Source organism: Rhodanobacter sp. FW102-FHT14D06 (assembly GCF_043950705.1).
Classification (GTDB): Bacteria; Pseudomonadota; Gammaproteobacteria; order Xanthomonadales; family Rhodanobacteraceae; genus Rhodanobacter.
The window spans coordinates 167,446-188,736 of record NZ_CP170722.1 but is presented as its reverse complement, the minus strand read 5'-3'; the positions used below and the strand labels follow the sequence as shown (position 1 = coordinate 188,736).

Here is a 21,291-nt window from a genome sequence, read left to right as displayed (position 1 = left end):
GGCGCATATGGTTCATGCCTTGCCGTGGAAGAGTTCGCGGCCGATCAGCATGCGGCGGATCTCGTTGGTGCCGGCGCCGATCTCGTACAGCTTGGCGTCGCGCAGCAGGCGCCCGGCGGGGAACTCGTTGATGTAGCCGTTGCCGCCGAGGGTCTGGATGGCCTCCAGCGCCACCTGCACCGCGTTGACCGAGGCGTTGAGCAGGCACGCGGCCGGGTCGATGCGCGACTTGACGCCGTTGTCGAACTGCTGCGCGACCATGTAGGCAAAGCCGCGCGAGGACTGCAGCCGCGTGTACATGTCGGCGATCTTCGCCTGCATCACGCCGAACGTGCCGATCGGCGCGTTGAACTGCTTGCGCTCGCGCACGTAGGGCAGGGCAAGGTCCAGCGATGCCTGCATCAATCCGATCGGGCCGCCGGAGAGCACCAACCGCTCGGTGTCCAGGCCGCTCATCAGCACGCGTACACCCTCGTTGACCTCGCCGACGATGTTCTCCTCGGGGATCGCGCAATCCTCGAACACCAGCTCGCAGGTGTTGGAGCCGCGCATGCCCAGCTTGTCCAGCTTCTGCGCGGTGTGGAAGCCCTTCATGCCTTTCTCGACGATGAAGGCGGTCATGCAGCGGCTGCCGGCGACGCGCGGCGCGGTGCGCATGTAGACCAGCAGCACGTCGGCGTCCGGGCCGTTGGTGATCCACATCTTGTTGCCGTTGGCGACCCAGGCGTCGCCCTTCTTCTCGGCCTTGCAGCTCATCGAACCGACCACGTCCGAACCGGCGCCCGGCTCGCTCATCGCCAGCGCGCCGACGTACTCGCCCGAACACAGCTTCGGGATGTACTTGCGCCGCTGCGCCTCGTTGCCGTTGTGGAAGATGTTCTGCACGGCGAGATTGGAGTGCGCGCCGTAGGACAGGCCCACCGAACCGGAAGCGCGCGAGATCTCCTCCATCGCCACCATGTGCGCGAGGAACCCCATGCCGCTGCCGCCGTATTCGGCAGGAATGGTCACGCCGAGCAGCCCCATCTCGCCGAACTTCTTCCACAGGTCGGCGGGGAACAGGTTGTCGCGGTCGATGCGGTCGGCGCGCGGGGCGATCTCCTTCTCCGCGAACGCATGCACGGATTCGCGCAACAGGTCGATGTCTTCTCCGAGCGGGAACGGGCGCATGGTGGTTCCTTGGGTGCGAGCTGCTGATTTTAGCGCACGCGGCACCGCCTGGCCCGTGCGTCCCTACAGCTGCGATTCGATCGGCAGCCAGCTGATCGCGCGGGTGGTCGTGCGCAGCCACCAGCTGGTGTCGGGCTCGTGCTCCAGCACCTGCGGCGGCTGCGTGCTGCGGTCCAGCCACTGTGTCGAGCCATCCGCGCCGCGGCGCACCGCGTAGCTGAGCACCGGCGCGGCCAGCCGCAGGTATTCCTGGCGCAGGTCGCGGGCCAGGCCGGGGTCGTCGAACAGCACGCCCATCTCGGTGTTGAGGTTGGCCGAGCGCGGGTCGAGGTTGAACGATCCGACGAAGCCGCGCGCGCCGTCGATCACGAATGCCTTGGTGTGCAGGCTGGCGCCGCTGCTGCCGAACAGGCCGTGGGTGGCGACCGGGCCGTGGCGACGGATCTCGAACAGGCTCACGCCGCCATCCAGCAACCGATCGCGATAGCGCTCGTAGCCGCTGTGTACGGCCGGCACGTCGTTGGCGGCCAGCGAGTTGGTGACCACGCCGACGCGGGTGCCGCCGTGTGCCAGACCGAGCAGGGTCGCCGTGCCTTGCTTGCCGGGGACAAAGTAGGGCGAGATCAGCAGTACCTCGCGATGCATGCCGTCGAGATGCGCGGCCAGCCGTGGCTGCAGCCAGCCGCGGCGGTCGGCGCCTTTTGTCTTCTGCGGCGGATCGGATGCCACGGTGATGTTCGCGCTCCAGTGCGGCACCAGCTCGTGGTTGGTCAGGCGCTGCGCCGAAGGCGAGGCGGCGACGCGGCCAAGGTAGACCTGCGCGGCCGCGTCGGCGGACTCGTGGGCGAGCGCGGCCACCAGCCTGTGCAGATTTTCCGGTGTCTGCGGGTTCAGAGCCTCGATCGGCACCGCGGCGCTGGAGTTCCAGAAGTCGTCGAAGATCGCGCTGGCGTCGGCCACGGCCGGACCGAGCAGGAGCATGTCGAGGTCGCGGAAATTCACGCTGCGGTTGGCGTCGAAGTACTCGTCGCCGATGTTGCGCCCCCCGACCAGCGCGACGCGGCCGTCGGCGATCCACGCCTTGTTGTGCATGCGGTGGTTGACGCTGAAGAAACGCTGCACCATCTCCAGCAATCGCCACACGCCGCTGCGGTTGCGGAACGGGTTGTACAGGCGCACCTCGATGTTCGGGTGCGCGTCCAGCGCCAGCAGCGCCGGGTCGAGGCCCTTGGTGTTGATGTCGTCGAGCAGCAGGCGCACGCGCACGCCACGCTCCGCCGCGGCGTACACCTCGCGCGCCAGCAGGTGGCCGACCAGGTCGTCGTGCCACATGTAGTACTGCAGGTCCAGGCTGCGCCCGGCCAGGCGCGCGGAGGCTGCGCGCGCGGCGAACGCGTCCAGGCCGTCGGGCAGCAGGGTCGCCGCGGTCTCGCCGGGGTGCGCGGCCAGGTACGGGGCCAGTTCGCGATCGATCGGGGTCTGCGCCGGCTGCGTCGGCAACGCGCTGCTCGGGGCACCGGTGGCGCGCGGGGTCAGCCGATCGGCGAGCAACAGCCCGCTGACCATCAGCAGCACCAGCGCGAACATGCCGCAACCCAGCCAGATCATCATCCTGCGCATCCGTGGCACCTCCCGTACCCGATTATTCGTTGACCGCCGCGCATACGCAAAGCCGGAAGGGGGATGGACAGTCTGGCGTGCCCACGCAACGGCCGCGGGAGCGCCGCCAGGCGGCCTTCACCGAGTGCTGCGCGGGGACCGGCTAAAGTTTTCGCCGCCCCGGCCGTTGCCGTGTCGCAAGACGACGGCGGGCAACCGTCAGAGTTCGGGCCGCCTTGCAGGTTGTCCATGGGCACAGTTGCCCATGGTGCACCCCATGTCTGCCCCGGCGACAAGAGGTGGCAAGGCCCAGGTGACAACGTTGATGCAGCGGTTGGACAAGATCATCCTGGGGTCGGAGCGACACCAGCGCATCCGGCTGCGCCAGTGGCTGATCGCCTGCGTGGCCACCGCGGGCTGCGCGCTGTTCTTTGCAGGCGGCGTTTTCCTGGGCTGGATGAGCTGGGAAAACCTGCTGATCCTGGGCGTGATCGAGGCGATCGGGCAGGGGCTCATCTACGCCGCGTTGCGCAGCGGCTTCAGCTTGCGCTTTGCCGATCCGGCGCTCACCGAATGGCAGACCGTGCTGGCGATCGTGGCCGTGGACTATGCCTACATGTCCGCCGGCAGCGCGCGCCACCTGGCATTGTGCCCGCTGCTGCTGGTCTTCACCTTCGGCGCGTTCTCGCTGCCGTGGCAGCGCATCGCCCGGCTCACCATCTTTGCGCTGGCAAGCTTTCTGGTCAGCATCGCGGTGATGGAGTGGCAGCGCGCGCCCGCCATCGGGTGGTCGCTGGACTCGCCGGAAATGCTCGACGACATTTCCGCCCTTGGCATGCTGCTGATCGTGCTGCCGGTGATTTCGTACGTGGCGTCGCGGCTCTCGCGCCTGCGTTCCAACCTGCGCGAACAGCGCGTGGCGCTGGCCAGCGCACTGGAGGAAGTGCAGCGGCTCGCCGCCTACGACGAACTCACCGGACTCGCCAACCGCCGCCACGCGCAGGATCGCCTGGCCCAGGAACAGGCACGCGCCGAGCGCAGCGGCACGATCTTTTCGGTGGCGCTGATCGATCTGAATCACTTCAAGGAAATCAACGACACGCTCGGCCACGCCGGCGGCGACCGCGTTCTGCGCGCATTCGCGGATACGGTGCGCGACCTGCTGCGCGGCTCGGACATGGTGGCCCGCTGGGGCGGCGAGGAGTTTCTCGTGCTGATGCCGGACAGCGCCGGGGTCGACGCGCTCGCCACGGTCGATCGTCTGCTCCGGGGCGTGCGCGGATTGCGGGCAGCGGAGGGCCAGCCCTTCAGCTTTTCCGCCGGCGTGACCCAATATCGCCGCGGCGAGGGTTTCATGGAAGCCGTCGCCCGCGCCGACCAGCAGATGTACGCGGCCAAGCACGCCGGCCGCAACGGCGTCTGCCTGGCGTGATTGCCATGAAAAAGGCCGCGCCTCGCGACGCGGCCCTTGTCTTGCGCAACCGTCGGGATCACTGACCGCGCATGCGGCCCTGGAAGCGGGTGCCGCCGTTGCCCATGTGCGGCAGCTTGATCTTGCCGATCGCGGCGATGCGCTCTTCGGCCATGCGGTCGGCGGCCAGGTAGGTCGGCACGCCCTGCGACTTGCTGATCTCGAAGATGCGCCCGAGGTTGTAGTAGATCGTGCGCATCATGCGCATCGCGCGCTCGCGGTTGTAGCCGTCGATCTCCAGCGACACGTTCATCACGCCGCCGGCGTTGACCGCGTAGTCCGGCGCGTACAGCACGCCGCGGCGGTTCAGCTCGTCGCCGATCTCGTCGGTGGCCAGCTGGTTGTTGGCCGGGCCGCAGATGATCTTCGCCTTGATGCGGTTGATGGTCTGCTCGTTCAGCGTGCCGCCCAGCGCGCACGGCGAATAGACGTCGGCGTCGACGTCGTAGATTTCGTCCAGGCCCACCGCCTCGCAGCCCAGCTCGTCGACGCAGCGCTGCACCGCTTCCTTGTTGATGTCGGTGACGAACACCTTGGCGCCCTGTTCGCGCAGCAGCTTGATGTACTCGCCGCCGACGTGGCCGCAGCCCTGCACCGCGAAGCTGTACTTGCCCACGTCCTCGTTGCCGTGCTTGAACTGCAGCGTGGCCATCAGGCCCTGCAGCGTGCCGTAGGCGGTGAACGGCGAGGGATCGCCCGAGCCGCCGTGCACCTGGTGCACGCCGGTTACGTACTCGGTTTCGCGGAACACGTATTCCATGTCGTTGACGTCGATGCCGACGTCCTCGGCGGTGATGTAGCGGCCGTTCAACGAGTTGATGAAGCGGCCGAACGAGCGGAACAGCGCCTCGGACTTGTCCTTGCTCGGATCGCCGATGATCACCGCCTTGCCGCCGCCCAGGTTCAGGCCGGCCACGGCGTTCTTGTAGGTCATGCCGCGCGACAGGCGCAGCACGTCGTTCACCGCTTCGGCCTCGGACTTGTACGGCCACATGCGCAGGCCGCCGAGCGCGGGGCCCAGCACCGTGTTGTGGATCGCGACGATGGCCTTCAGGCCGGCGTCGGCGTTGTGGCAGAACACGACTTCTTCGTGGCCGGTCTTGGCGATGGTTTCAAAAATCATTGCGACGGTGACTCCATGGATTGACGTTGCCCGCAGGCCTCGCCGACTAAGGTGCGGGCACGCGGCCCGCTCGATGGTGGTAAGGGACGAAATCGATCGCCCCGACCAGGGCCGGGGCGATCAGTCAAAACGCCAAGTTTAGTACGTCGTCCCCTGCGGCGATGGTGCGGCGCGTCAAGCCGGCTGCGGATGGAGCGCCGCGGGCCGCCGCCCTCAGCGGCCCCAGTAGCCGCGCCGGAAGCGCCAATCGTGGCCGTGACGGACCCAATGCGCCGGTCGGTAGTGGTAGCCCGGACGCATCCGCACCCAGTAGCCGCCGACCCAGACATGACGATGCGCGGGCGCGTTCCAGCGCCAGTAACCGGGCGCCCAGACGTAGCCGCGGCGTGGCGGCGGGACGCGTTCGAAGCGGGCCGGCGGCGGCGCCACGCCGATGCTCACGCCCACCGCGACCCTGGTGTGCGCGGTGGCGGGCGGCGCATACAGCGCGCCGGCAAGGCTCAGGCCGAAACCGGCCAGCAGGGCAAACTTGAGTGGGCTGCGCAACATCGCGTTCTCCGTCGGCGCCGCGTCAGGCGGCAGGCAGGATGGAAAACGGGATGCGCGGCGGGCAGTTGACCCGCCGCGCGTGGCTCGTTCAGGCGGCGATCAAGCGCCGTTCACAAGTGGCAGTCCGGTGCGTGGCCGCTGGCGCGTGCGTGTTGATAGACCGGCAGCAACTGCTGCGCCTGCCGACCCAGCGCCTCGGCGCGGTTGCCCGGCGCGGGATGCGTGGAAAGAAATGCCGGCGGCTTGCTGCCGCCCTGCGCGCCCATTTTCTGCCACAGCACCACCGCCGCGCGCGGATCGAAACCGGCCTGCGCCATGTAGCGCTGGCCCAAGGTATCGGCCTCGCTTTCCTGGGTGCGCGAGAACGGCAGCAGGATGCCCAGTTGCGCGCCGGCGCCCAGCAGGGCGGCGGCGTTGCCGGCGTCGCCGCCGCGCGAACCGGCGTAGATCGTGCCGGCGGCCACCGCCGCCTGCGCCGCCATGTTGTCGGACACGCGCTCCGCGCCGTGGCGTGCCACCACGTGCGACAGCTCGTGGCCGAGCACCACGGCCAGCTGGTCCTGGTTGTCGGCGAGCTTGAACATGCCCTTGTTCACGCCGATCCGGCCACCGGGCAGGGCGAACGCGTTGGCGGTGTCGTCACCAACGATCTGCACTTCCCACTGCTGGGTATTCCACGGCGGCGGCAGCACCGCGACCAGCGCGCGGGACACGCAGGTGGCATAGGCGCGCTCGCGCGGCGCGTCGACGAACTTGCCCTGCTTGCGCATGTCGTTGAACGCGGCCAGCCCCATCTGGCTCATCTGGCTGTCCGACACCACCATCAGCTGCGAGCGGCCGGTGGGCGAGGTGACACAGGCGGCCAGCAGGGCGGTGGCGAGCGGAATGCCCAGGTTGCGGATTTTCATGCGGAATCCTCCATGGCGTGCAGTGGTGAAGCATAGCCGCAAGGTCCGCCGAGACTGTGTGAGTGCCATTTGATATAGAACGAACGGTCGTGCTATTTTTCCGCCATGACACTCGCAACCCGCCCCGGCAAGCGCACGGCCACCCGCGACACCATCCTCGATCATGCCTATGCGCTGGCCCGTCGCGACGGGCTGGAAGGCCTGTCGATCGGCGGCCTGGCCAGCGACGTGGGCATGTCCAAGAGCGGCGTGTTCGCCCACTTCGGCTCGCGCGAAGACCTGCAACTGGCCGTGCTCGACACCGGCCGCCAGCGCTTCGTGACCCAGGTGCTGCTGCCCGCGCTGAAGCAGCCGCGCGGCCTGCCGCGGCTGCGCGCGATCGTGGCGCACTGGTTCGAGTGGGGCCGCGAGCACCAAAGCGGCTGCGTGCTGCTGTCCGCCGCCAGCGAGTACGACGGCCGCGACGGCGCGCTGCACGATGGCGTGGTGCGGCAGCAGGCCGGCTGGCGCGACGAACTGCAGAAGGCGATCGCGCAGGCGGTGGAACTGGGCCACCTGCGCAGCGACACCGACGTCGCCCAGCTCGCCTTCGAGATCTACGCCCTGATGCTCGGCCTGCACCACGACGCCGGGCTGTTCGGGTTCGACGAAGCCGGCCAGCGCACCCGCGCGGCCTTCGAGCGCCTGTGGCGCAGCTGGCAAACCTGAGGCGAGACCCATGTCCACCGTCATCGAAAAAATCAGGCTCGGCACCGTGCGCACCGGCTTCGTGCTGGGCGGGCGGATCGCGCCCGGGCGCACCGTGAACCGCGCCGCGCGCCTGTTTGCCACCCCGTTCGCCAGCAGCCGCAGCCGCGCCGAAGCCGTGCAGGGCGACGCGGACATGCGCCGCGGGGAGTTGCGCGTCAACGGCGAAACCATCGCCACCTATGTCTGGGGCGATCCCTCGACCCAGCCGTATGCGCTGCTGGCGCACGGCTGGTCCAGCTTCGGCCTGCGCTTCCTGCCGTGGGTGGCGCGCTTGCGCGCGCTGGGATTCGCCGTGGTCACGTTCGACCAGCCCGGCCACGGCCACAGCAGCGGCACGCTGTGCACGCTGCCGGAATTCACCGCGACCATCCACGCGATCGGCGAACATTACGGCAACGCCGCGCTGGCGGTCGGCCACTCGCTGGGTGGCGCCGCCGTCGTCTTCGCGCAGGACGAGAGTTGGCATGCGCGGCGGCTGATCCTGGTGGCGCCGGCGGCAGACATGAAGGCCGCGGCCAGCCGTTTTTTCCGCTTCGTGCGCTTGGGCGAACACCTGCAACAACCATTCTTCGACTGGCTGCTGCGCCGCACCGGCGTCAGCGTCGAACAACTGCAGGTGCATCGCCACCTGCCCGCGCTGGGCCAGCCCGTGCTGATCGTGCACGACCTCGATGACCCCGAGGTGCCGTGGGGCGAGGGCGAGCGCTACGCCCAGTACTGCTCCGGCGCGCGGCTGTACACCACGCAAGGCCTGGGCCATAGCCGGGTGCTCGACGCGCCGGAGGTGATCGGCGCGGTGCTGGCCTTCGTGCGTGGCGATGACGTGGGTACGCGCGTGATCGGCAGCCCGAACCTGGCGCTTTGCCTCTGAATCGAACGACGGGGACCAGGACCCCGCGTGCCCGCCGTCGATCCACTAGAATCGAACGGTTCAAGCACACGATGTCCGGAGTTGCCATGAGTTCCCCCGCCAAGCACGTCCCCGCCAGCGCCCCGCAGACGGAAACCACCCCACTGCGTTTCGTCACCGCGGCCAGCCTGTTCGATGGCCACGATGCGGCGATCAACATCATGCGGCGGATCATCCAGGCCCAGGGCGCGGAGGTGATCCACCTCGGCCACAACCGCTCGGTCGAGGACGTGGTGCGCGCGGCATTGCAGGAGGACGCCGACGCGATCGCCATGTCGTCCTACCAGGGCGGCCACGTCGAGTACTTCAAGTACATGGTCGACATGCTCAAGGAGAAGGGCGCCAGCCATATCCGCGTGTTCGGCGGTGGCGGCGGCACCATCACCCCGGAAGAGATCAGGGAGCTGGAAGCCTACGGCGTCGAGCGCATCTACCACCCCAACGACGGCATGAAGCTGGGCCTGGTGGAGATGATCGAGGACGTGATCCGCCGCGCGCAGCAGGGCCGCGAGTCGCGCCTCACCCAGCGCGAGGCGGCCAGCCACGCCACGCCCGACGTCGACGACGAGATCAGCATCGGCCACGTGCTGACCAGCCTGGAAGGCGGCAGCTACACCGACGCCGAACTCGACCGCCTGCGCAAGCAGTGGAAGCTGGCCGGCAAGCACACGCCCGTCCTCGGCCTCACCGGCACCGGCGGCGCCGGCAAATCCAGCGTGGTCGACGAACTGCTGCTGCGCTTCCTGCACGCCTTCCCCGACATGCGCATCGCCGTGCTCGCCGTCGATCCCACCCGCCGCCGCTCCGGCGGTGCGCTGCTGGGCGACCGCATCCGCATGAACTCGCTGCGCAGCCATCGCGTCTACATGCGCTCGATGGCCACCCGCCGCCAGCACGCGGCCACCAACACCGTGCTGCACGACTGCATCGACTTCCTCAAGAGCCAGCCCTACGACCTGGTCATCGTCGAGACCGCCGGCATCGGCCAGAGCGATTCGGAGATCGTCGACCTGGTCGATTTCCCCGCCTACGTGATGACCAGCGACTACGGCGCCGCCAGCCAGCTGGAGAAGATCGACATGATCGACTTCGCCGAGCTCATCGTGCTCAACAAGTTCGACAAGCGCGGCGCCGAGGACGCGCTGCGCGACGTGCGCAAGCAGTGGAAGCGCAACCGCACCGCGTTCACCGTGAAAGACCAGGACGTGCCGGCGTACCCCACCATCGCCAGCCAGTTCAACGACCCCGGCATCACCTGGATGTTCGCCAACCTGTGCCGGCTCATGCGCGAAAAGCTGTCGCTGCCCGCCGACAAGTGGACTCCCAACCTCGACACCACCCTGAAAGAACCCCGCGCCACCGTGCTGATCCCCGGCCCCCGCGTGCGCTACCTCGCCGAGATCGCCGAGCAGGGCCGCGCCATCAACAAGAGCATCGAGACCCAGGCCGAGTACGCCAGCAAGGCGCAGCACTACTACGAGGCGTTGAAGGAACTGGGCGACGACAAGCTGCCGCGCCCGCTGGAGTTGTATCGCAACGCCGATTTGCAGGCCGAAGCCGACCGCTCGCTGCTCACCCTGCGCCAGCGCTACAACGCCGCGCTGAGGGAACTCAGCCACGAGGCGATCCATCAGCTGCGCGAATGGCCCGCGCTGTACGCCTCGGTCACCGCCGACGTCAACGAATACAAGGTGCGCGACAAGGTCATCCGCGTCGACAACTACCGCGAATCGCTCAGCCACCAGAAAATCCCGAAAGTCTCCCCGCCGAAGTCGAAGGACTGGGGCGAACTGCTCACCTTCCTCGGCAAGGAAAACCTGCCCGGCCACTACCCGTACACCGGCGGCGTCTACCCGTACCGCCGCAGCGGCGAAGATCCCACCCGCATGTTCGCCGGCGAAGGCACGCCCGAGCGCACCAACCGCCGCTTCCATTACTTGAGCCAGGGCGGTGCCGCCACGCGCCTGTCCACCGCGTTCGACTCGGTCACCCTGTACGGCGAAGATCCCGCGCCACGCCCGGACATCTACGGCAAGATCGGCAACTCCGGCGTCAACATCGCCACCCTCGACGACATGAAGAAGCTGTACTCCGGCTTCGACCTGAGCGCGCCCAGCACCTCGGTGTCCATGACCATCAACGGCCCCGCGCCGATGATCCTGGCGATGTTCATGAACACCGCCATCGACCAGAACGTCGAGAAGTACCTGAAGGAAGACGCGCAGCGCTGGGCCACCGCGCAGCATTACATCGACAAGCTCTACGCCAACACCTCGCGCCCGCAGTACCACGGCGAATTGCCCAAGGGTAACGACGGCCTGGGCCTCGGCCTGCTCGGCGTCTGCGGCGACGAACTGGTCGACGCGGAAACCTACGCCCGCATCAAGGCCGACACGCTCACCAAGGTGCGCGGCACCGTGCAGGCCGACATCCTGAAGGAAGACCAGGCGCAGAACACCTGCATCTTCTCCACCGAATTCGCCCTGCGCATGATGGGCGACATCCAGCAGTACTTCGTCGACCACAAGGTGCGCAACTTCTACTCGGTAAGCATCTCCGGGTATCACATCGCCGAAGCCGGCGCGAATCCGATCAGCCAGCTCGCCTTCACCCTCAGCAACGGCTTCACCATCGTCGAGTACTACCTCGCCCGCGGCATGAAGGTGGACGACTTCGCGCCAAACTTGAGCTTCTTCTTCTCCAACGGCATGGACCCGGAATACACCGTCATCGGGCGCGTCGCCCGCCGCATCTGGGCCCGCGCCATGCGCGAGCGCTACGGCGCCTCAAGCCGCAGCCAGATGATGAAGTACCACATCCAGACCTCCGGCCGCTCGCTGCACGCGCAGGAGATCCAGTTCAACGACATCCGCACCACGCTGCAGGCGATGTACGCGCTGTTCGACAACTGCAACTCGCTGCACACCAACGCCTATGATGAGGCGATCACCACGCCGACCGAGGAAAGTGTGCGGCGGGCGGTGGCGATCCAGATGATCATCAACAAGGAGCTGGGGCTGAACTTCAACGAGAATCCGTGGCAGGGGAGCTATGTGGTCGATACGTTGACCGACCTGGTGGAGGAAGCGGTGTACAAGGAGTTTGAGGCGATCAGTGAGCGAGGTGGGGTGCTTGGGGCGATGGATACGATGTACCAGCGTGGGAAGATCCAGGAAGAGTCGATGTATTACGAGCACAAGAAGCATGATGGGTCGTTGCCGTTGATTGGGGTCAATACGTTCTTGCCGAAGGAGCATGCGGGGGAGATTGCTACGGAGATCGAGTTGATTCGGTCTACGGAGGAGGAGAAGGGGGCGCAGATTGCTAATGTGAGGCGGTATGGGAAGGCGCGGAATGCGTTGGCTTCGGATAGCTTGAAGGTGCTACAAACGACGGCAAGAGAGCGTAGGAATGTGTTTGAGCAGTTGATTGAGGCGGTTAAGTACAACTCGTTGGGGCAGATATCGCATGCGCTTTATGAGGTGGGAGGGGAGTATCGGCGGAATATGTAATTCGCTTGATACTTGTCTGTTTCATACAAAGGAGTGAATTATGTCGGCAGTCATGAATGAGGACGCGTCTGGAGTTAAGGATGAATGGCTGTATGAGCACACGGAAGACGATGACGAGTCTCGGGGACTCCTTGCCCCCTACCAAATCTCCTTTTTCCCTGCAGACTTTACTTTGTCTGGCTACCTTGATAAAAAGAAAAGTGGCCAGCTTGTAATTCCACCATTTCAACGAAACTATGTGTGGGATCTGGTAAAGGCTAGCCGCCTTATCGAATCGTTTCTTCTTGGCCTTCCTGTGCCTGGCGTCTTTCTGTACAAGGAAAAAAAGACAAATAAACTTCAAGTCATTGATGGTCAGCAGCGAATAACAAGCGCGATTCGGTACTTTGAATCAAGATTTGATGAAAAAGTGTTTAGATTGAAAGGTGTACAACCAAAATGGGACGGAAAAACATTTGATGAGTTAGATGAGGCTGATCGCTTTCAGCTTCAAGACACGGTGCTCCGGGCAACTGTCGTGCAGCAACTGGATCCGCAGGATGACTCAAGTATCTACCATGTATTCGAGCGATTGAATACGGGTGGAGTGAATTTAAATCCTATGGAAGTCCGTAAGTGTGTGTACTTTGGTCAGTATTTCCAATTGTTAGAAAAGTTAAATGAATATCCGGGTTGGCGAAAGATCCTAGGTAAGGATGCTCCGGATAAGAGATTGCGCGATACTGAATTGCTTCTTCGTGTGTTGGCGTTTGGCTACGATGGCGCTGCGTATGAGAAGCCCATGAAGCAGTTCCTTAATCAACACATGAGGAGCGCCAGAAGATTGAGCGCGGACGAATTGGATGCCCGCGTAAAAGATGCGACGGATAGATTTGAGAGTACTGTTGATCTTGTCGTAGAGGCTTTGGGGGAGAAGCCGTTCCATCTTCGTCAGCGGCTTAATTACGCAATTACAGACTCGGTGTTAGGTACCCTATTCAAAGGCCGAAGGCCGAGCTTGGCTAGGATCCGCGATGGCTATAAGAAGCTCCTGGCTGACGACAACTTCGTTCAAGCAGTCTCTTTCAATACAAGCGATGAGAAGCAGGTGACTATTAGAGGGGTCTTGGCAGAAGAAGCGTTTCAGGAATAATGCAATGGAATGGCTATTGCGCACCGGGTCAGTCCTGGAGGAATGTCAGCAACATATTGATAATACTGGTTCAACTGGCGCCGAGGTTGAAGCCTTTCTGTCGCAGTATCTCCTAGTGGTTCTTTGCGCTGAGATGCAAGAGGAGATGTACAGGGTGGTTGAGTTGCGAGCGAAGAAATGTGGCGATGATGAGATCTGTTCCTTCGCTTTGGCATCCTCTAAGAAAATTCTTCGAAGCGTAAAGACTGGGGAGTTGTCTGGATTCGTTGGGGGCTTCGGGTCAGCGAGAAAGGGGCGATTCGTTGAGGCGCTCGATGAGCGGACAATTTTTCAATACAACTCCGCTGTGGATAATCGACATTCGGTGGCGCATAGAAACGGTGCGCAAGTAACATTGGCGGACATGGCTGAAATTATTATGGCGGCAAAGCGAGTTTTGGAGTCCGCCTTGGCTGCATTGATAGATGACGATGACCCGGGTCTACGGGAAAATAATTGACGGCAAAACAGGAGGCCGAAAAAGGCGAAACAGGGGTCAGAGTGCACTTTAATCGCGTGAGGCCTATAGAAAGTCGACTGACCCCTGTTTCCGCCTGTTTCCCTGTTTCCGATTGGGGTCAATACGTTTTTGCCGAGGGAGCATGCGGGGGAGATTGCTACGGAGATCGAGTTGATTCGGTCGACGGAGGAGGAGAAGGGGGCGCAGATTGCCAATGTTAAGCGGTATGAGGATGCGCGGAATGCGCTGGCGTCGGATAGTCTCAAGGTGTTGCAGGGGACGGCGCGGGAGCGGCGGAATGTGTTTGAGCAGTTGATCGAGGCGGTGAAGTACAATTCTTTGGGGCAGATAAGTCATGCGTTGTATGAGGTGGGTGGAGAATATAGGAGGAACATGTGACGACGCGGTTGATTAGTAGCATTTCAGGCGCGGTTACCTCAGTTGTGCGGGGTGAATTAAACACGTTAGTGCGCGGGGATGCTCTAAAAGTACTTCCCAGATTGCCCAGTAACTCCGTCGACCTTATTGTCTCATCCCCACCTTATTGCATAGGCAAGGAGTATGAATCGACAAGGTCCTCGGATTCGTTCATTAAGACACACGCTGCTGTAATCCCCGAACTGATCCGTATCCTCAAGCCTGGTGGGTCGTTGTGTTGGCAGGTTGGGTATCACGTTCGACACGGGGTTGTGCTTCCACTGGATTTCCTAGTTTATTCCGAAGTCACGAAGCATACGGACATGAAGCTCCGGAATCGAATTGTCTGGGCTTTCAAACATGGTTTACATGCCACTCGTAGGTTCAGCGGCCGTCACGAAACCGTACTTTGGTTCTCAAAAGGTGATGTTTCTGCTTTTGATCTAGATGCAGTTCGGGTTCCTCAGCGCTACCCGGGAAAACGGCATTACAAGGGTCCTAACAAAGGCTCTCTAAGCGGGAACCCACTTGGCAAAAATCCGGGGGATGTCTGGGATATCCCAAACGTTAAGGGGAAGCATGTTGAGAAGGCTGAACATCCGTGCCAGTTTCCTGTGTCAATTCCTCAGACGTTTATTCGTGCCTTATGCCCGGAGGGTGGGATTGTTATGGATCCATTCATGGGGGTGGGGTCTACGGGTGTGGCTGCTGGATTGGAGACTCGTTGCTTTATCGGAATCGAGCTTGATCCCGGATACGCAAAAATAGCATCCAAGAGAATTCGTGATGCGAGAGAAGGGCGGGCGGTGGTGAGGCCACTGAATCAGCCAGTTCTAGACCCTAATCCGACGCAAAAAGTAGCGCAGCGCCCTGCGCACTTCAGGGGATGATTGATGGCGACGGTGAAGAAGACCAAGGCGAAGAAGAAGGCCAAAAACAAGGCATCCATTGATCCACAAGCAATAGCCCAACGTCGTCAAAAGTATGCAGTACGCAGTCTTTTTAAGCGGCTTGGTCTTCAGCGGATAAAGTCAGACGGGGTGGAGTTTAAATTCAAGGAGAGGACCGGCGAGCTGGACGACATTTTTATCTATGAAAATGTCGTGGTTCTCGGAGAGTACACAGTCGGAAAGAAGGGCACTGAGCATATAGCGAAGAAGTCTTTGCTGTATGGAATCATAAATAACAATCAAAGTGAATGGATGGAGTTTGCAGTAGCTAGGTTCAGCGGCTTCGGTGAGCTGAAGTATTTACCGTCTGAATATCAGGTAAAAATATGCTACTTCTCCGTAAATGCGCTATCCGATGAGGTGTATGGCGCACTTGATTATGTTTATTTCTTGAACGGGACAAAGTTTAGATATTTCGATGCTCTTGCTAAAACCATTCACAAAAGTGCTCGGCTTGAGTTCTTTAAATATTTGAAGCTCGATTTCAAAAAGATTGGCTCGGAGATCAAGTCTTCCTCAAGTAATAGTCGTTCGTTCGGTGGGTTCGTTCTTCCCGAGAGCTTTAGCAGCTTTCCTACTGGCTTCAAAGTTGTTTCATTCTATGCGGACCCCAAAGCCCTACTCACCATGTCTTATGTTCTTCGGAAGGACAGTTGGCGAGACGAGGATGGCCTCTATCAGCGTGTTTTGATGAAGGGGCGAATGAAAGAAATGAGACGATATCTGACCACAGAGGAGCGCGTATTCGTCAATAATATCATTGTGACACTTCCGAAAGAAACGAGGTTGAACGAGCCTGGCGAGGAAGGGAAGAATATCGACACCAGGGCGCTTAGTGTTGTGCGAGACGTTACGGTTTCCGTGCCCTTTAAGGCGGATGTGATTGGAATAGTTGATGGGCAACACCGGGTCTTTTGCTATCACGAGGGTGATGATCAGTATGAGGATAAAATCGAGAAACTTAGGGATCGCCAGAACCTACTCGTGACGGGCGTGATCTACCCACCAGCGTATGCGGACGCCGATAAACGGAGATTTGAAGCCAAGCTATTCCTGGAGATTAACGATAAACAGCGTCGTGCGCGTTCGGACCTGAAACATAGTATTGAGATGATTCTGAGCCCATATTCGACCATCGCCATTGCGAAGGCGGTGGTTGCTAGAATGAACTCAAATGGCGCACTGCGACAGATGTTGCAGACAAACTATTTTGACCCACCTCGTCTTATCAGGACGTCATCCATAGTGAGTTATGGACTGCGGCCGTTGCTGAAACTGGAGGGTGTAGACTCGCTTTTTTCGTCCTGGGACGACCCCGATAAATTAAAGCTAGTTGAGCTACAGAAGGGGAAGGCGAGTCAAACTACGATTGATCCGATTCTTGAAAAATATATCGCGTATTGCTATGCCTCGCTAAATGACATTTTGTTAGCAGCTAGAAAGAAGCTCGGGCCGCAAAGATGGGCGCTCGAGGATAGAGCGAAGGATCGATTCCTAACCCCAACTCTCATAAATGGTTTGATCGTCTGTTTGCGTTTGGTAATTCAGAACGGAAAGCCGCTGTCTGAGACAACATACGGGGAAAGGTTTGCCGTGCTAGATCAGGTCAGCATTACAAAGTATAAGTCGAGTAGCTGGAAGGCGCTCGGTGAGGCGATCTACAAAAAATGCTTCTGAAACCGGGACGGAGGAAGTTAAATGCCCTCTAGCCCAACGTCCGGACGTCTCGGCCGTCCTGGACGGCGCAAGCTCACCGGGCGGCCCAGCGTCTTTTCCGCCATGGCCTGGAAACGTTTGCTCCCAAAGGCGCGTTCCTGCTGCAGATGCTGGCGGATGGCGATCAGTTCGTCGTCGCTGATGCCTTGTTTGAGCCACGCTCCGTAGGCATCGGCGCGTTCCAGCGGCGTACTTCCCATCGCAACGAAGCAGGGGTGGGGTGTGACCAGTGAATCTTCGCAACGCGCCAGGTTGGCGTGGACGCTGGACCAGTGGTGATGTTCGGGCTTCTCGACCATCGCGGCGCGCACCGGGTTGAGTTCGATATACCTGTATGCGGTCAGCAGGTAGCGATCCGAGTCGACCAGGCAGGATTTGAAGCGTCCTTCCCACAGGGTTCCGGTGCGTCGATGGCGGCGGTTGAATGCGGTGACATAGGCCTGTCCAAGTTGGCGCATGGCCAACGACACCTGGCTGGATTCCCCGGAGCTGACGAGCAAGTGCACGTGGTTGCCCATCAGGACATAGGCGTGGATTTCCAGCCCATGTTTCGCGGCGCTTTCGCCCAGCAAACACAGATAGTGGCGGCGGTCGTCGTCATCCAGAAAGATGGCGCATCGATTGACCCCGCGCTGGGTGATGTGGAGCGGTACACCCGGAATTTCCAGGCGAGCTTGGCGTGGCATGAGCAGAGTCGATAGCCGGAGCATCCCAGTGTCCCGCCACACGGCAACGGGCAGCATCGGCCACGCGAGACGGCGCAGGTAGGTGCATGTCGGGTTTCTCGGTCACTTAACTTCCTCCGTCCCGTTTTAGCGCCCGTTTTAGCGCCTGGATTCAAGTAGCCGGCTTTCCGGCCGATAATGCAGGCATGCCCGCGCGCCAGCGGGAGTTCTGTCCGGGAGGCGGTTTCCGTTGAGCATGCCAGTGGTTTCCGAGGCCCCATGACGCAAGCGCAAGACCCCGACGAACGCTACGTCCGCATCGCGGTCATGATCATGCTGGCGTTGACGTTGTTCGCCAGCGCCTGCGCCACCCTGATCCATTGGCTCGCGCCCATCCATCGCATGATGGATCTGGTCGTTCCTCCCGCGTTCTGCGTGCTCAGTGTCGGTCTGATCACGGCCCTGGTGCGGCGTCCGGATTGGGTGCTCGGCATCGTGCGAATCGATCTGCTGGCCGCGGGCGTCGCGCTCGCTGCGCCGGCGTGGCTCTACACTCTGCAGGCGACCCTGACGCCCGGCGTGCAGTTGATCGACATCCTGCCGCCCGTGTCGTCGTTGTTCGTGGTGTTCCTGATCATGCTGATGATCTTCCTCCCCGGCCGGCTGGCTTTTCTCATGGCCGCCCTGAGCTGGGTGCTGATCGCGCTGCCGGTGCTCGTCTACCTGCTGTTGCATGGGCAGGAAATGTGGTCGCCGCGGGGCCGGGATCTGCTGATGGCGTATGGCCCGGCGAGCATCATGGTCGTCGTCCTGCTGCCGGTGCAGCGGGCGCTGGTCGGCAAGATCAGGCGACTGGCCCGGGAACGGGACCGGATGGAGGTCATGCTTCGCCGGGATCCGCTGACGGGCGTGCAGAGCCGGCTGCTCGGCGAGCAGATGTTGCGTCAGGCGCTGAGCGAACGGATCCCTGCCGGCGTGATCATGCTGGACTTGGACAAGTTCAAGGCGATCAACGACACGCACGGCCATCCGATGGGCGACAAGGTGCTGCAGGCGGTGGCCGATGCTTGCCAGGGGCTGCTGCGCGCGGGCAAAACCATCTCGCGCTGGGGTGGCGAAGAATTCCTGGTGATCGTGCCGAACGTCGATGCGCCCGGCTTGCAGCGGGTGGCCGAACGCCTGCGGTTGGCGATCGCCGACTTGTCCGTCGCGCCAGTCGGGCAGGTAACCGCATCGCTTGGGGCCACGTTGCTCCAGGGCTGGGACAACCAGGAAACCGTGCTGCAACGTGCGGACCAGGCGCTCTACCGCGCCAAGGAGCAGGGCGGAAACCGGGTGGTGGCCGCTCCGGCGCCAATCGCGGCGGGTACGACGCCGCAAAAAACGAATTAAAGGGGACGCAGTCTTGCGGCGCCTCGACCATGGCGGCGCGTACCGGGTTGAGCTCGATGTAGCGCATGACGGTCAGCAGGTAGCGTTCACTTTGCAGCAGACAGGACTTGAAGCGTCCTTGCCACAACGCACTGAAGCGCCTGTGCCTGAGGTTGGGTCAGCATGCCTGCTGCCGGCAGGCTTGCCCCTGATTGCCCACGTTCCCTTTTTTCCTTTTTTTCGGCCCCGGCATCCCGCCAAGGGGCTGGACTGGAAGATGGCGCATCGGTGAGCATGAACAGCACATGCCTGCCCATCCCACGCCTTCCGAAGAGCTTCTGCAACTGCTGCCCGACGCGGTGGTGCAGACGGACGCCCTGTGGAACATCACGTACTTGAATCCCGCCTGGCACAAGCTCACGGGCCATGCGGTGGAGGGGGCGCTCGGCCGGTCTTTGCTCGAGTTCGTGCATCCGGACGACATCGGAACCTTGAGATCGGGCATGCCGGTGTTCCGGCTGCGCCGGGCCGACTCGGACTATCGCTGGATGCGTCTGCAGCTCCAGCCGAAGACGGACGCAGCGAGCCGGGTGATCAGTCGCCAGGGTGTTCTGATCGAGATTACCGAGCTCACCGAGCAGGTGTTGATGGAGGTCCGCCAGCGCTTCCTGCGATTGCTGGAAACCATCGACGGTGTCGTCTGGGAGGCCGAGCTCGGCGTGGGCAACACGTTCCTGAGCCCGCAGGTCGAGCGCCTTTTTGGCTACTCGGTGGAAGAGTGGCGATCTGACCCGGGTTTCTGGCGGGCGCATGTGCATCCTGATGACTTGCCGGCAGCACTGGCCATTGACGATGCCGCGTACAACGCAACGCACAGTTATGCGTATGAGATGAGTTACCGGCTGATTGCCAAGTCCGGCGAGGTCATCTGGGTACGCGACCTGTGCCGCGTGGATGTCGACCCCGATCGCCCGACGCGCATGATCGGCCTGATGATCGACGTGACCCGGCAAAAAAGTACCGAGCTGGAGCTGGTGCAATCGGACAACCGCTATGCCCTTGCCACCCGCGGCTCCAATGACGGCATCTGGGATTGGAACCTGCAGACGGGCGTCCTGCATGTGTCCCAGCGCTTCCGTGAGATTGTCGGGCTGAGCGATACCGGCAGCCTGCATGACGACGGCTGGCACTTTCTGCAACAGCTGATTGATCCCGATGACCATGAGCGCGTGCAGATGGCGTATCGCCGGCACCTGTCCGGCCACCGCCCGAACTTTTCAGTGGATTTTCGCGTGCGGCACGGATCGGGGCGATTGGTGTGGCTCAATTGGCGCGGGGTCGCCCAATTCGAGGACGGCGTGGCCGTGCGGATGGCCGGGTCACTGAGCGATCTGGCGGAACGCGGCAGCTCGTACGACGCCTTGACCAACTTGCCTGGCCGGCCGTTGTTCCGCGATCGCCTCGAGCACGCCATCGCGCTGCATCAGGACGGTATCTCGAAAGGTGCTGACGCACTGCCCCAGGGCGACACCACCATGTTTGCCGTACTGCTGCTGGACCTCGATCAGTTCAAGGCAGTCAACGACACGCTGGGACACCATGTGGGTGACCAGCTGTTGCAGCAGGTGGCACGCCGGCTCGAATCCTGCGTGCGTGCGGTTGATCTGGTCGCCCGCATGAGTGGAGATGAGTTCAACGTACTGCTTGAGTCTGTCGATCACGCCGGTGCAATCGAGCGGGCCCGACAGATTGCCGCCGCCCTCGCGGCGCCCTATCGAATCGGCACGCACGCCGTGACCTGCGGTGCAAGCATCGGGGTGGTCAGCAGCCAGGCCGGCTTCGCGACCACCGATGGCTACCTGCGCGCCGCGGACGTCGCCATGTACCAGGCCAAGAGCCATGCATTGGGCGTGTGCGTTTTTTCGGAAGAAGGCGGCCCCAAAAAAGGGGCCGGGTTCAATTGATGATCGTGCGTTTTTTCGGGGTGTGAGGCGAACTCACGGCAAGCGGCCTGTCGCGAGCTGGCCACGGAAGCCGTTGCCGATGATGAGCTGACCGCCCTGCGGCTGCGTCTGCAGAGTCGGCCAGCGCTCGGGCGACTGCTTCCGTGCCGCCATCGCCGCCCCATGGGTGCGCCCGAGCAAAAAGGGGACAGAGGGAATTAAGCCTCGTCCGGCGGGCGGTCTTCGCGTCGCGGCCGACCGCGGTGCCGTAGGGGCGGCCGGGCGGCCCAGGGCCTTTTCGATCATCGCCTGGAACTTCGCGTCGCCCAGCGCACGGTCTTGTTCGAGGTGCGCGCTGATGCTCGCCAGTTCGTCTTCGCCGACACCCTCACGCAACCGGGCCCGGTAGCACGCCGCGCGCATCTGAGGATCACGATCCTGCGCCAGGAAGACCGGGTGAGGGTTCACCAACCGGTCCTCTGACAAGTCCAGGTTTGCGTCCACGCTTGACCAGCGGTACTGCTCGGGCAGCGCGACCGTGGCCGAAAGCTCAAATGACCGAGGTATGCGAATATTTCGCCCTGTTCGACCGCACGGAATGGCTCG

17 protein-coding genes and 2 pseudogenes are annotated in these 21,291 nt (G+C 62.5%); 11 read left to right on the top strand and 8 right to left on the bottom strand.

Annotated elements, in window-relative coordinates; genetic code table 11:
* Window positions 1-12: 12 nt before the first annotated feature.
* Together ACFCQI_RS01020 and ACFCQI_RS01015 are read right to left on the bottom strand one after the other, a co-directional pair.
* Complete coding sequence (locus tag ACFCQI_RS01020; RefSeq protein ID WP_395119532.1) at window positions 13-1,170, bottom strand: isovaleryl-CoA dehydrogenase; 1,158 nt, start codon at window positions 1,168-1,170, stop codon at window positions 13-15.
* Window positions 1,171-1,233: 63 nt separating this feature from the next.
* Complete coding sequence (locus tag ACFCQI_RS01015) at window positions 1,234-2,781, bottom strand: phospholipase D family protein (protein ID WP_395119531.1); 1,548 nt, start codon at window positions 2,779-2,781, stop codon at window positions 1,234-1,236.
* On the opposite strand from ACFCQI_RS01015, the gene ACFCQI_RS01010 reads away from it, so the two are divergent.
* On the top strand, window positions 2,756-4,201 hold the full coding sequence (locus ACFCQI_RS01010; protein ID WP_395119530.1) for a diguanylate cyclase domain-containing protein: 1,446 nt from the start codon (window positions 2,756-2,758) through the stop codon (window positions 4,199-4,201). The genes ACFCQI_RS01015 and ACFCQI_RS01010 overlap by 26 nt on opposite strands.
* 58 nt (window positions 4,202-4,259) lie before the next feature.
* Here the strand turns inward: ACFCQI_RS01010 and ACFCQI_RS01005 are convergent, their stop codons facing one another.
* The 3 genes from ACFCQI_RS01005 to ACFCQI_RS00995 all read right to left on the bottom strand — a co-directional run bounded on the left by ACFCQI_RS01005 (window position 4,260) and on the right by ACFCQI_RS00995 (window position 6,820).
* Complete coding sequence (locus tag ACFCQI_RS01005) at window positions 4,260-5,363, bottom strand: Glu/Leu/Phe/Val dehydrogenase dimerization domain-containing protein (RefSeq protein ID WP_395119529.1); 1,104 nt, start codon at window positions 5,361-5,363, stop codon at window positions 4,260-4,262.
* 213 nt (window positions 5,364-5,576) lie between these two features.
* A complete protein-coding gene (locus ACFCQI_RS01000; RefSeq protein WP_395119528.1) occupies window positions 5,577-5,912 on the bottom strand; it encodes a hypothetical protein in 336 nt (111 codons plus the stop codon).
* 110 nt (window positions 5,913-6,022) lie between these two features.
* Window positions 6,023-6,820 (bottom strand): M48 family metallopeptidase, encoded by a 798-nt coding sequence (locus ACFCQI_RS00995; protein WP_395119527.1) that lies wholly within the window; start codon window positions 6,818-6,820, stop codon window positions 6,023-6,025.
* A 105-nt stretch (window positions 6,821-6,925) separates the two neighbouring features.
* On the opposite strand from ACFCQI_RS00995, the gene ACFCQI_RS00990 reads away from it, so the two are divergent.
* From ACFCQI_RS00990 to ACFCQI_RS00955, 8 genes and pseudogenes are all read left to right on the top strand, one after another.
* Entirely contained in the window at window positions 6,926-7,528 is a 603-nt protein-coding gene (locus ACFCQI_RS00990) for a TetR/AcrR family transcriptional regulator (RefSeq protein ID WP_395119526.1), read from the top strand.
* Window positions 7,529-7,538: 10 nt separating this feature from the next.
* Window positions 7,539-8,441, top strand: coding sequence for an alpha/beta hydrolase (locus ACFCQI_RS00985; RefSeq protein WP_395119525.1), 903 nt, complete (start codon window positions 7,539-7,541; stop codon window positions 8,439-8,441).
* Between the two features lie 86 nt (window positions 8,442-8,527).
* Window positions 8,528-11,992, top strand: coding sequence for a methylmalonyl-CoA mutase family protein (locus ACFCQI_RS00980; RefSeq protein WP_395119523.1), 3,465 nt, complete (start codon window positions 8,528-8,530; stop codon window positions 11,990-11,992).
* A 40-nt stretch (window positions 11,993-12,032) separates the two neighbouring features.
* The gene (locus tag ACFCQI_RS00975; protein WP_395119521.1) at window positions 12,033-13,124 is read left to right on the top strand and encodes a DUF262 domain-containing protein; all 1,092 of its coding nucleotides are present in this window, start codon (window positions 12,033-12,035) and stop codon (window positions 13,122-13,124) included.
* 4 nt (window positions 13,125-13,128) lie between these two features.
* Window positions 13,129-13,623, top strand: coding sequence for a hypothetical protein (locus ACFCQI_RS00970; RefSeq protein WP_395119519.1), 495 nt, complete (start codon window positions 13,129-13,131; stop codon window positions 13,621-13,623).
* Between the two features lie 99 nt (window positions 13,624-13,722).
* Window positions 13,723-14,022, top strand: a pseudogene (locus tag ACFCQI_RS00965) (hypothetical protein); the annotation flags it as partial.
* A complete protein-coding gene (locus ACFCQI_RS00960; protein WP_395119517.1) occupies window positions 14,019-14,930 on the top strand; it encodes a DNA-methyltransferase in 912 nt (303 codons plus the stop codon). The pseudogene ACFCQI_RS00965 and the gene ACFCQI_RS00960, both read left to right, overlap by 4 nt.
* Window positions 14,931-14,942: 12 nt before the next feature.
* Complete coding sequence (locus ACFCQI_RS00955; RefSeq protein ID WP_395119515.1) at window positions 14,943-16,667, top strand: DGQHR domain-containing protein; 1,725 nt, start codon at window positions 14,943-14,945, stop codon at window positions 16,665-16,667.
* Window positions 16,668-16,684: 17 nt separating this feature from the next.
* On the opposite strand, the gene ACFCQI_RS00950 is transcribed toward ACFCQI_RS00955, so the two are convergent.
* The gene (locus tag ACFCQI_RS00950) at window positions 16,685-17,392 is read right to left on the bottom strand and encodes a transposase (protein WP_395119513.1); all 708 of its coding nucleotides are present in this window, start codon (window positions 17,390-17,392) and stop codon (window positions 16,685-16,687) included.
* Between the two features lie 258 nt (window positions 17,393-17,650).
* On the opposite strand from ACFCQI_RS00950, the gene ACFCQI_RS00945 reads away from it, so the two are divergent.
* Window positions 17,651-18,763 (top strand): GGDEF domain-containing protein, encoded by a 1,113-nt coding sequence (locus ACFCQI_RS00945; protein ID WP_395119511.1) that lies wholly within the window; start codon window positions 17,651-17,653, stop codon window positions 18,761-18,763.
* Window positions 18,764-18,773: 10 nt separating this feature from the next.
* Here the strand turns inward: ACFCQI_RS00945 and ACFCQI_RS00940 are convergent.
* Window positions 18,774-18,917: pseudogene (locus ACFCQI_RS00940) on the bottom strand (transposase); the annotation flags it as partial.
* A 130-nt stretch (window positions 18,918-19,047) separates the two neighbouring features.
* On the opposite strand from ACFCQI_RS00940, the gene ACFCQI_RS00935 reads away from it, so the two are divergent.
* A complete protein-coding gene (locus ACFCQI_RS00935; RefSeq protein ID WP_395119509.1) occupies window positions 19,048-20,706 on the top strand; it encodes a PAS domain-containing protein in 1,659 nt (552 codons plus the stop codon).
* A 33-nt stretch (window positions 20,707-20,739) separates the two neighbouring features.
* Here ACFCQI_RS00935 and ACFCQI_RS00930 read toward each other — a convergent pair whose 3' ends face one another.
* Complete coding sequence (locus ACFCQI_RS00930) at window positions 20,740-21,189, bottom strand: hypothetical protein (RefSeq protein ID WP_395119507.1); 450 nt, start codon at window positions 21,187-21,189, stop codon at window positions 20,740-20,742.
* Window positions 21,190-21,291: the final 102 nt, after the last annotated feature.